Source organism: Agrobacterium sp. NPDC089420 (assembly GCF_044900305.1).
GTDB lineage: Bacteria > Pseudomonadota > Alphaproteobacteria > Rhizobiales > Rhizobiaceae > Agrobacterium.
The window spans coordinates 29,592-39,935 of sequence record NZ_JBJDMY010000025.1; the positions used below are offsets into that span (position 1 = coordinate 29,592).

Below are 10,344 nucleotides of genomic sequence, written 5' to 3' on the forward strand. Positions count from 1 at the left end.
GTTACCCCCGGCCAGCGACGTCGACGATGCGATATCCTTCGATGAGGCGGGAGAGGATCGCCAATCCCTCATCCGAGGTCGGGATGAAGAACCTGACCTTCCAGGCGATCATTTCGGAGAACAGGCCTATCGATCGCAGCCTGTCGCGCATGCCATCGGTGAAGCCCGTGAGCTCGACACGATAGTCGTTCATCACCCGGACGCGTCTGATGGTCATGTTGCCGGCAAGCGCGATGACAGAGGAGCCGCCGAGCAGCGATTGCCAGACTTCGGCGGCGCTGACGACCTCGGTCTGGTCGAGCCCAAAGTTCCGGCAAAGCCGCGCGAGCCCCTCCGGGGAGACCAGACGTCCGACGATGCGCTCGCCCTCATCGGTCTGCAGACGATAGACCCGGCAATAATCCTGCGGCAGCAGCTTCCAGATCGGCAGCAACAGGCCTGACACGACATGCATGGTGGACACTGAGAACTCCGGAAGGCCGGCGATTTCCGCCTTCCATGCGGCGGAGAAGCTCTGTTCGTCCGTCACTTCCCAGTTTGTTTCTTCGAGCTGACGCACTTCGAAGCGGATCTCGCCCATCGGACGGATGAGCGCGACGCGCGGCTGGATCGAACCGTCGTCGAGCATGACCGATCGGGTCGGAACCTGCACCGCCGGGCGGCCGGACTTGCCGTTGATCATCAGAATGGCGTGCGGATCGCGCGCGGCGAGACTGAGAGCATCGGCAAGCGGCCTTGGCCTGTTGCGATCCATACGCTCGATGGTCAGGAGGTGTGATTGAGCGCCGGTGACCGGATGGGTGTAGACTAGGCGCCGGCCCTTCACCGTCATATGATCCGCTGTCAGTGTCTCAAGGCCCTTGTCGTAGACGCCAGCGGCGATCGCGCCCTCGATGCGGGCGGCCAGCAATTGCTCGAAGGCGTCGAACAGCAGGTTCTGCATGGCGATGGTCAATGCCAGCATGCGGTTCAGGAAGGTGTGGATCGGCGGCAGTTCATCCTTGAGTCCACCCTCTTCTGCCGTTAGCGACAGGCCGGTGATCGCCTCAAATTTTTCCAGCGAGCAACCTTCGATACCGCCGGCATGGACCAGCTTGTAGAACTGCCGCAACGCATCCCGGGCATATTGGGATTCGAGGTTGTCTTCACTGCGGAACATCCCCTGTCCGCCGGTCTGGCGCTGCCCGCGGGTGATGGCGCCGAGCGTGTCGAGACGCCTTGCGATCGTCGACAGAAACCTCCGTTCGGCTTTCACATTGGTGGCGATCATGCGGAAACGCGGCGGCTGTGCCTGGTTGGTGCGATGGCTGCGGCCAAGCCCCTGGATCGCCACATCTGCCCGCCAGCCGGCTTCGAGGAGATTGTGGAGACGCAGGCGCTGGTTCTTCGCTCCGAGATCGGCATGATAGGATCGCCCCGTTCCTCCAGCTTCGCTGAAAATCAGGATCGGCTTCTCGTCGTCCATGAAGGCGCGGGTCTCGTCGAGGTTGGCGCTGCCCGGCCGGCTCTCGACGGCAAAGCGATCGATCGTGCCGCCATCCTCGCGCCGAACGATGCGGCGGCCGCGGCCGGTGATCTCGGCCACTTGACCCGTGCCGAATTGCTGGACGATCTGGTCGAGCGCGGTCGGAATGGCAGGAAGACTGCCAAGCCGTTCGAGCAGCGTATCACGGCGGGCAACGGCTTCGCGGCACAGGGCGGGATTGCCATCGGCGTTATAGACCGGGCGAGAGAGCAGATTGCCTTCGGCGTCGGAATATTCTTCGAAGAGCTGGGTCGGGAAGGACTTGTTGAGGTACTCGGCAACGATCTCGCGCGGCGTGACATCCACCTGGATATCGTTCCATTCCTCTGTCGGGATTTCCGCAAGCCGGCGCTCGATCAGGGACTGACCAGTGGAAATGATCTGGACGATCGCCGCGTGGCCTTCGTCCACGTCCGTCTTGATGGCACTCATCAGCGCCGGCGTCTTCATCGAGGTCAGGAGATGGTTGAAGAAGCGCTGTTTGGTGCTTTCGAAGGCGGAGCGGGCGGAGGCTTTGGCTTGTCTGTTGAGGGTGCCGCCACTCGACGTGATGCCCGAAGCCTCCAGTGCCTGATCGAGATGATTGTGGATGACCTGGTAGGCTTCGGCATAGGAGTCGTAGATGCGGACCTGTTCCTCGGTCAGTTCGTGTTCGAGGATGTCATATTCGACGCCCTCGAAGGACAGGGATCGCGAGGCGTAAAGGCCCATGGCCTTGAGATCGCGGGCCAGGACTTCCATCGTGGCCACGCCGCCGTCCTCAATCGCCGCGATAAACTCGGACCGGGTCGAGAAGGGAAAGTCCGCGGCACCCCAGAGACCGAGGCGCTCGGCATAGGCGAGCGATTCGACCTCGGATGCGCCGGTCGCGGAAACATAGACGACGCGGGCATCCGGCAGGGCCCGCTGGAGGCGCAGACCGGAGCGGCCCTGTTGCGAGGCAGACTTCTCGCCGCGATCGGACTTGCCGCCGGCGGCATTGGCCATGGCATGCCCTTCATCGAAGATGACGACGCCGTCGAAGCCTTTTGCGCTCCCTGTCGCGGCGTCGCCGCTCCCCGCCTCTTGACCCAGCCAGTCGACGATCTGTTGCACGCGCGAGCGCTTGCCCTCGCGCTCATCGGTGCGCAGTGTCGCGAAGGTGACGAAGAGGATGCCTTCATCGAGTTTGATCGGTTTTCCTTGCCGATAGCGTGACAATGGCGTCACCAGCAGCTTTTCCTGGCCGAGTGCCGCCCAGTCACGCTGGGCATCCTCGATCAGGGTCTCGGATTTCGAGATCCACAGGTGCCGGCGACGACCCTTCAGCCAATTGTCCAATATGATGCCGGCGGCCTGGCGGCCTTTTCCGGCTCCCGTGCCATCGCCCAAAAACCAGCCTCGGCGAAAGCGGACAGCGCCTTCGGTCTCCGGGGTGACCGCCTTCAAATTGTCGAAACTGGCATCGAGGGACCAGTGGCCGGCAAGATAACCGGAATGGGCCTCGCCGGCATAGATCACGCTTTCAAGCTGGGCGTCAGAGAGATCGCCGCCGGACACGATGCGCTTTGGCAGATGCGGACGGTAACTCGGTTTGGGCGGGGCGACCGACGCCATGGCGACGGATTCGACCAGCTTGTCCGGATGCGGTCTTGCATCCGGAATCCTGATCGCTTGCAATTGATAGGGTTCGTAGATCCCATCGGCAACATCGGCGCGTGCGTCTGTCGCTTCGTCGCGCAGTTCGTAGGACAGCTCGACGACTTCATCGTCGATCCGGGATACCGGCGAGGACGCCGGACGCGGCGCATGAGCGGCTAAAGGGCGGTTTGCTGGAGCCATCACCGCCGCAGGGCGCATGGTGTCGGCCGCTTTGCGGGCAGCCATCTTCGCTGCACAGGCACTCAGGATTCCGTTGGATAGCGCGCCGATGGAGTTCGGCGCGGTGGATGGGGAGCGAGGCGGAAGGCCCGAGATCCAGGTGAGCAACGTCTCCAGATCGGGAGCCACACCCTGCGATGCAACGAGCTTTGCCGGATCGGCGGCGGCGATCTTGTCGATGACCGTCAGGCGGGTTTCCATCGTCGTGCCGTGGCGGACGTAGATGCTGCCATCGATCGCGGCGCTGAACAGAACCGTGCCGCGGTCCTGAAGCCGGACGAAGGCGTCGCGCCATTTGGTATTGTCGGGAGAAAGGCTGGAGCCGGTGATTGCAACCAGCCGGCCGCCGGGGGCAAGCCGCGCGAAGGCGGAGGCGAGATGACGCCATGCGGCGTCGACCATCCGGCCTTCGACATGAACGCCGGCGGAAAACGGGGGGTTCATCAGCACGACGGTCGGACGAGTCGCTCGATCGAGATAGTCGTCGATATGGGCAGCGTCGTGCTGTGTGACCGGCGAACCCGTGAAGAGATGCTTCAGAAGGCCGTGGCGAACAGGAGCATATTCGTTGAGAGACAGTCGCGCGCAAGCGAGTTCCGCGAAGATCGCCATCAGACCGGTTCCGGCCGACGGTTCGAGCACTATGTCGCCGGCCATGAGACCTGCGGCACGGGCCGCGACGTAGGCGAGCGGTATCGGCGTGGAAAACTGCTGGAGCTGCTGGCTTTCCTCTGAACGCCGGGTGTGGGTCGGGATCAAGCCTGCAACCTTGTTGAGCATGGCAAGCGCTGCCTGGGGCGCGTTCGCGCGGGAGCCGATCGCGCCGCCGAACTTGCGCAAGAAATGGACTTGCGCGGCTTCCGTTGCCTCATAGGCGTCCTTCCAGGACCAGAAGCCCTCGGCATCCGAGCCGCCAAAGGCGTTCATCAGGATGGTGCGGAGATCGGCTGCGCCGATGGTATGGCCGCGTTCGAGAAACGGCAGAAGCTCACGGCTGGCGTTGAGAATGTTGTCGGCACGGTTCGCGGAAACAAGCGAGGTGGCGGCCGCGTTCGCAGCCGGGGTCGGGATCACGTTCATGGGAAATCCTGTCGAGAGCGGGAAAGGACAAGCCCACCCGGACGCGCTCCAAGCCCCGGCAGGCCCTCCTTTCCGGCCCCTCTCTCCCTCGGGGCGACAAAGGCGGCCGGCTCCCGGTTTTCATCGGGGCGCGAGTTTGAGGTTGCCGAATGCTGCCACGCTGCCTGCCGACACCGCATGCAGGACAGCTTTACCGCCAGCGACGATCCAGTCCGCGGCCTCCTCAGCCGACAATTCATGAACATGAACGAAATGACGTTCTGCCGTGGCGCGTTGGCGTTCGAAAGCATCACGGTTCTCGAAAGCGTAGAGCGTATCGCCGGGGCCGTCCCAATAGACGATCGCGAAGCAGGCAGGCCGGACAACCTCAGAGCGGAAGTTCAGAAAAACCGGCGCAACGGCCGGCAGTCGGACATCGATTGCAGTAATGGTCATCGTACTCTCCTGAGAAACGAAAAGGCCCGACGCTCCGTGGGGAGCTTCGGGCCTGGCTGGGGAGGGGATAGCTGAGGCTAATCACACGACAAGCGCTGCCGATCAGGGCAGGCTCGCGGGCATGCCTTCGAAAAAGACTTCGTCGGTATTGGCTTCGAACAGCTTCAGGATGCGGCCGTTAACGGCGACGCACTCACTGATCCAGTTGTAGTCGAGCTTCGTGTGTCTGCCGAGCCGGTCGGCGGGCACATAGACGATCGTGAAATGCCGATATTCCCGTCCATCGGCCGTGACATGGACATGGGGACCTTCGATTGTGATGACGATTCCGCCCGTGCCATAAGACGTACGGATCATCATGCCGGGACGAACGAGTGCAGCGACATCCGGCGCACCCGGAGGTGTCGAACGGTAGCACCCCGGATCATGCGCCCCAAGTCGCGCTGAATAGAGCGAATGGGCGAGATGCTGCGGCGGTATCTCGCCGGGTCGGGGTTTACGCCGGATCTGCATTCCCGCCTCCACTGTCGTCCTCGCTCGGCAACCGCTCGCCGGGTCGGACCTGTTGCTCGGTCAGAAAGCCGTGAGAATTTTTTGGATCGGGAGGGAAATAGGTTTCATATGGGTTGTCGTCGGCCAGGTGCCCAAAAGGAGTGAACACATGGGACGCTCCATCACTTCCGACAGCACACAGCACGTAACGCGGCTCCCGCGTGCTCGAATCCAGGCATTCCATAAGTGCAAGGTTCCCGTCCGTCGCCGCACGCAGCAGGGTACGGAAGTTTGCCCTGATATAGTTGGGTATTGCCATTCGTTCCTCCTGAAAAAGAAAAACCCGGTTCACCACCGGGCAGCGGGGTTATGGATGCGGGCGGCCGGCTGTTCAGAGCCGGAACGCGTTGACGATAGCCTTGAGCGAACGCACTTTCTCCAGCCTCGGCCGCCCGCCCCTCCACCGGCCGAACTCCCTTCTCCCCTGTGCATCGCCCTCCCTCCGTGGCTGCAGCGCTGGCGAGACTACGCCCAATTGTTTAGCGCTCCCGTCCATTACTAACTAATTTGCGGTAGTAAAATGCGCGATTGCCGGATAGATTTGACAGTAGAGAGGGAGAGCAGGGATGCGGAAATTTGCGATCGGAGATCATGTCACCGAGGAAACCGGGCCTGAATTGCAGGAATTTCTCGCCCAAGCCTACGAGCAGCGTTTGCGACCATTGTGCATGTGCAAGGATCCGTCCGTGCCAATGTATATCGCCCGTGTCGAGGACCAGTACCTCATCAAACGGATGCCGCTATCGGGACGAGACCATGATCCTGCCTGCCCTTCCTATGAGCCGCCTCACGAGCTTTCCGGCCTCGGCCCGCTGATTGGCAATGCGATCCAGATCGATGCCAGCGGCAAGACCGACCTGAAACTCGATTTTTCGCTTACGAAACGAGGACCGCGTGCAGCACCTGGTGCATCGGCTGAATCATCTGAAACCGGCATCCACAGCGAGCCACAAAAGCTGTCGCTCAGGGCAATGCTTCATTATCTATGGGAGGCTGGCGAATTGACGGAATGGCGCTCAACCTGGAAAGGCAAGCGCGGCTGGGGCCGGGTTCGCTCCAGTCTCATCAATGCTGCATCACAGATGTCGGCAAGAGGTGGCCCTCTTAACGACCTGCTCTACGTGCCGGAAGTCTTCCAGCCGGAGGACAGGGATGGCATCGCCGCAAGACGGGCGGCGGCACTCAAGGTCGTGCAGGCGACGAAGTCGGGGCCGAGGAAGTTGATGATGATCGTGGCCGAGGTGAAGGAGTTTTCCCCGGCCCGCGAAGGCCAGAAAATCATCGTGCGACACACGCCTTTCCCGCTGATGATCGAGGACGGCGCATGGCGGCGGCTGGCCGCGCGCTATGAGACCGAGCTCGAACTGTGGCGATCGAGCGAGGCTTTCCATTTGATTGTCATCGCCACCTTCGGCATTTCCGCCGCTGGCATCGCATCGGTGGAAGAGATCGCACTGATGGTGGTCAATGATCACTGGCTCCCATTCGAGGATATTCACGAGCTCAGGTTGCTGGAAAAGCTCGGTCACCTGAAGCGAAAGACCGTCAAGGGGCTGCGTTTCAACCTGCCGCGCGATGCGCCGATCATGTCGGTGATCATGCCCGAGCAGAAGCCGGCACCCGTCGCAATGTTTATCGTCCCTCCGACCGCCGGTGACGATTATGAACACGCCCTTGCCGATATGATCGAAACGCGACCGGAGATCACATCGTGGGTCTGGCGTGTGGCGGACGGCGAAATACCGCCGCTCCCTTGATCCGGGTTCCGCGCCACCAACCGTTGACAGGACGTGGCAAATAAGAGCACCTGCTACGGAGAAATTCATCCGCTACAGCCAGCCGGAGCATCATGAAGCCAGAGAAAAAGCCGTTTGTCGTCGAGTTCAAAAATCGGCGTCGCCAAGTCACGCAACAAAACTCGATCTGGGGCGCTATCGACCTGAAAGCGGCAAGCAATCAGGTCGCTTCCAATGAGACGTCTGGAGTGATTGCCGCGGGCGCGGCCGAGCAGCCGTCGGACGCTGGCGCAGCCCTAAAGATCACCGATCTCAGCGCCTGATCGCAGCGTTGAATAGCCGCCCGGCCTTTCGATGGCTCTGCCGCCACTTCGGCGTGGAATGAGAAATCTGTCATTTAGGTTCTCCAGAACAGAAAGCCCGGCGCGATGGCCGGGCGATAGAAGGAATGGACGCGAATTTACGTCGGGCTGCCTTGGTCAAGCGGCGCTTTCGAGCAGTCTCTTCGCCTTGCCTTCGAGTTCGAGCCGAGTGTCCTGATGCGACTTTCCCCGCGCCAGCGCGGTGATACCCTGCACAAAGTCAAAGACACTCTCGGGAGGTCTGCCTTCTTCAGACAAGACCGTCTCGATGATCTTGCCTGTTTCGGCCTTGGAGAAACCCCGGCGGCGCAGGAACGTCTGCCGATCCTCATCATTGCGGGCAACGACGCGTTCACGGGCAGCCCGAATGCCAGCGATGAAGGGTGCCGGGGAGGAGTTGGCGAAGTTTGTCAGTGCCGGAGCGGCCTCGTGGGCAAAGCGTTGTGCGGCGAATTTCGAGTGGCGGATGGTGATTTCTTCGAAATTTTCGGTGCCCCAAAGATTGCGATTGGCACACACGGCACGCAGGTAAAAGCTCGCAATTCCAAGCGTTTTCGAGCCGACCTCGCTGTTCCAGGCATAGAAACCACGGAAGTACAAATCGGGTTCGCCGTTCGGCAGGCGGCCCGCTTCGATCGGATGGGTGTCGTCACAGAGAAAGACGAACACGTCGCGGTCGCTGGCGTAAAGCGTCGTGGTGTCCTTGGTAATGTCGACGAAGGGGTTGTGGGTCATAGTCGACCAGTCGAGCAGGCCCGGCACCTTCCAGATCGTGTCGCCGGTGCCATTCCCGGCAATGTTCATGATCGCGGCAATCAGATCCTTGTCCCAGATCCGGCCGTATTCGGGACCGGTCACCGCGCGCAGTTCGAGGCGGCCGTCATCCATCTCCAGGGTTTTCACCATTTCGGCATTGTGGTTGAGGAGCCCATGCTGAAGATTGATCGCTGCGAGCGGCGCGGGAAGCTGGCGCATGTAGCTCGCGGGCGCACCGACCAGGCTGCAAAGCTGCCCGTAGCTCCAATGTGTCGGCGCCAACGGTTCACGCCCGCTAGGGACGATTAGGGACAAGCGCTCGGCATTGTCGCGGGTCGCTTCAACACGGATTTCGGCGGTCTCAACCGTGCGGACGCGCGCACGCTCGGTTCTGGCGCTGACGGCGCGATGAAGATCGGAGAGCGACAGATAGCGCTCGTCGTCGGGACGCGAGAACCATTCGGACGACACCCGGCCTATGCGCTCGCCGCGGGAGACGTCGACCTTGAAACCAGACGACGCCGGTCGTTGGGTCCGCGAGGGACTGGAAATCATGGTGTTCATGCTGAAGTCTCCTGAAACGAAAGGGACCGGCTGACCGCTCTCGCAACCAACCGGGCTGGTGAAGGAAGAATGAGTGACATCGCCGTCGGGCTAGGACCGCGATGCGGGCGATCGCGAAGGCCTTCTTTCCGACCTCCGGCAACCGCCACCCCGCAAACGGCCCTCCTCCTCTTGCGACTGCGCGACAATTGCTTCCGGTCGGACGATAAAGGTCTATATTCTGGTCAAAAGGAGATCGGATCGATGAAACTGTCGGAACAGGTCAAGCCCATCGGCTACCTCAAGGCTCATGCACCGGACGTTATTCGCCAACTCGCAGACGACCGGCAGCCGGTGGTGATCACAGTGCACGGCGAGGTGAAAGCCATGCTTCAGGACATCACGCAATATGAAGAGACGCAAGAGACGCTGGCGCTCTTGAGAGTGCTGGCGCTGGCGAACAAGCAGGTAGAGGATGGGAAGGTCCGCCCCGCGAAAGAGACCTTTGCGCGCCTTCGTGCGCGCCCGGCGAAGCCCGAAGCCTGATGCCACACCAGGCTTGTTGACGCAGTATGTGGAACGGGACATCGAAGATCTCTAGCGCTTGCCGGCCGGGACAGCAAGCATACGGCAGAACGGATTCTCGGCGAAATCAAGGAAGCCTGTCTGAAGCTTGAAGATTTGCCCACACGGGGGAATGTTCCCAAGGAATTGGCGGGCTTGGGCGTCACCGATTATCGGGAACCACATCACAAGCCCTGGCAGAGGATCTATCGCATCATCGGCGAGGACGTGGGTCTGTTGCATCGCGGACGGCCGGCGCGACATGCAGTCCTTTCTCGAACGGCGACTGTTTACGCTGAATAGCCCGGGCGCCGACGCGCCGGTGTCACTAATCGTGCCAAGGCAGGTCATCAACCCGCTCAGCATCACGATCGAGCAGGATATGGTCGAACCCTTTTTGGCGCGCCCATGTCATGACGGCAAAGAGATCGTCGGGAATGTGCTGGCCCCCTTCGCCGGCGTTTTCGTCATGGGCGTAGAAGAACCAGCCGTAATCGGCGTAGCTCCCTCCGACGCAGGACCATTCCGCGCAGGAGGTATTGTCGAGAATTTTCGCGGTTGCGGCGCTCACGTGACCTGTCGAGATGGTCACGAATGCGCAGATTTCGTATGTTGTCATCAGTTTCGACCTTCCCGATTACGGGAGGGCTCGTCCGAGTAGCACACCGTCCGGATCGATCCACTCAGACTGCTGGACAGCTAGGGGTTTAAGTAGCAACGGAGCAGAAAACCTACATAAGGTTCCGGCTCTTCGCGAAACGTTCCCGCGATGGAGGCTTTCGCTCCCACATCAGATTTTTTCCCTCAAAGCACCGAGAAATTCAGCGAAGTCCACAGCGATACGACGCAGGTATTGATAAGAATTCGTCTCCGGATCTGGTTCTTCCGACCAGGCCCAATAGTAGACATGTCCACAGTCCGCACCATCCAA

The 10,344-nt window shown here is 61.1% G+C and carries 9 protein-coding genes and 1 pseudogene; 4 read left to right on the forward strand and 6 right to left on the reverse strand.

Going from position 1 to position 10,344, the window contains the following annotated elements:
* Position 1: 1 nt before the first annotated feature.
* From ACI2KA_RS24550 to ACI2KA_RS24565, 4 genes are all read right to left on the reverse strand, one after another.
* Entirely contained in the window at positions 2 to 4,465 is a 4,464-nt protein-coding gene (locus ACI2KA_RS24550; RefSeq protein ID WP_404505061.1) for a strawberry notch-like NTP hydrolase domain-containing protein, read from the reverse strand.
* Between the two features lie 120 nt (positions 4,466 to 4,585).
* Positions 4,586 to 4,900 (reverse strand): hypothetical protein, encoded by a 315-nt coding sequence (locus tag ACI2KA_RS24555; protein ID WP_404505062.1) that lies wholly within the window; start codon positions 4,898 to 4,900, stop codon positions 4,586 to 4,588.
* Positions 4,901 to 5,002: 102 nt separating this feature from the next.
* Positions 5,003 to 5,413: a hypothetical protein gene (locus ACI2KA_RS24560; RefSeq protein ID WP_404505063.1), complete on the reverse strand. Its 411-nt coding sequence runs from the start codon at positions 5,411 to 5,413 to the stop codon at positions 5,003 to 5,005.
* Positions 5,397 to 5,711, reverse strand: coding sequence for a DUF6117 family protein (locus ACI2KA_RS24565; RefSeq protein WP_404505065.1), 315 nt, complete (start codon positions 5,709 to 5,711; stop codon positions 5,397 to 5,399). Before ACI2KA_RS24565 ends, ACI2KA_RS24560 begins: the two co-directional genes overlap by 17 nt.
* Before the next feature lie 307 nt (positions 5,712 to 6,018).
* On the opposite strand from ACI2KA_RS24565, the gene ACI2KA_RS24570 reads away from it, so the two are divergent.
* Positions 6,019 to 7,209, forward strand: coding sequence for a DUF1173 domain-containing protein (locus ACI2KA_RS24570; protein ID WP_404505066.1), 1,191 nt, complete (start codon positions 6,019 to 6,021; stop codon positions 7,207 to 7,209).
* A gap of 92 nt (positions 7,210 to 7,301) precedes the next feature.
* Positions 7,302 to 7,511, forward strand: a complete 210-nt coding sequence (locus tag ACI2KA_RS24575) for a hypothetical protein (protein ID WP_404505067.1) — start codon at positions 7,302 to 7,304, stop codon at positions 7,509 to 7,511.
* Positions 7,512 to 7,667: 156 nt separating this feature from the next.
* Here ACI2KA_RS24575 and ACI2KA_RS24580 read toward each other — a convergent pair whose 3' ends face one another.
* On the reverse strand, positions 7,668 to 8,870 hold the full coding sequence (locus ACI2KA_RS24580) for a DUF932 domain-containing protein (RefSeq protein ID WP_404505068.1): 1,203 nt from the start codon (positions 8,868 to 8,870) through the stop codon (positions 7,668 to 7,670).
* A 243-nt stretch (positions 8,871 to 9,113) separates the two neighbouring features.
* On the opposite strand from ACI2KA_RS24580, the gene ACI2KA_RS24585 reads away from it, so the two are divergent.
* Both ACI2KA_RS24585 and ACI2KA_RS24590 read left to right on the forward strand, forming a co-directional pair.
* Positions 9,114 to 9,395: a type II toxin-antitoxin system Phd/YefM family antitoxin gene (locus tag ACI2KA_RS24585; protein WP_404505069.1), complete on the forward strand. Its 282-nt coding sequence runs from the start codon at positions 9,114 to 9,116 to the stop codon at positions 9,393 to 9,395.
* A 13-nt stretch (positions 9,396 to 9,408) separates the two neighbouring features.
* A pseudogene (locus ACI2KA_RS24590) lies at positions 9,409 to 9,702 on the forward strand (type II toxin-antitoxin system RelE/ParE family toxin); the annotation flags it as partial.
* Between the two features lie 39 nt (positions 9,703 to 9,741).
* On the opposite strand, the gene ACI2KA_RS24595 reads toward ACI2KA_RS24590, so the two are convergent.
* Positions 9,742 to 10,032, reverse strand: a complete 291-nt coding sequence (locus ACI2KA_RS24595; protein ID WP_404505070.1) for a hypothetical protein — start codon at positions 10,030 to 10,032, stop codon at positions 9,742 to 9,744.
* Positions 10,033 to 10,344: the final 312 nt, after the last annotated feature.

What these genes read in the sequence shown, in the direction of transcription:
- ACI2KA_RS24550 (WP_404505061.1), bottom strand. Translation starts at nt 4,465, where the DNA reads ATGAACGTGATCCCGACCCCGGCTGCGAACGCGGCCGCCACCTCGCTT.
- ACI2KA_RS24555 (WP_404505062.1), bottom strand. Translation starts at nt 4,900, where the DNA reads ATGACCATTACTGCAATCGATGTCCGACTGCCGGCCGTTGCGCCGGTT.
- ACI2KA_RS24560 (WP_404505063.1), bottom strand. Translation starts at nt 5,413, where the DNA reads ATGCAGATCCGGCGTAAACCCCGACCCGGCGAGATACCGCCGCAGCAT.
- ACI2KA_RS24565 (WP_404505065.1), bottom strand. Translation starts at nt 5,711, where the DNA reads ATGGCAATACCCAACTATATCAGGGCAAACTTCCGTACCCTGCTGCGT.
- ACI2KA_RS24570 (WP_404505066.1), top strand. Translation starts at nt 6,019, where the DNA reads ATGCGGAAATTTGCGATCGGAGATCATGTCACCGAGGAAACCGGGCCT.
- ACI2KA_RS24575 (WP_404505067.1), top strand. Translation starts at nt 7,302, where the DNA reads ATGAAGCCAGAGAAAAAGCCGTTTGTCGTCGAGTTCAAAAATCGGCGT.
- ACI2KA_RS24580 (WP_404505068.1), bottom strand. Translation starts at nt 8,870, where the DNA reads ATGAACACCATGATTTCCAGTCCCTCGCGGACCCAACGACCGGCGTCG.
- ACI2KA_RS24585 (WP_404505069.1), top strand. Translation starts at nt 9,114, where the DNA reads ATGAAACTGTCGGAACAGGTCAAGCCCATCGGCTACCTCAAGGCTCAT.
- ACI2KA_RS24595 (WP_404505070.1), bottom strand. Translation starts at nt 10,032, where the DNA reads ATGACAACATACGAAATCTGCGCATTCGTGACCATCTCGACAGGTCAC.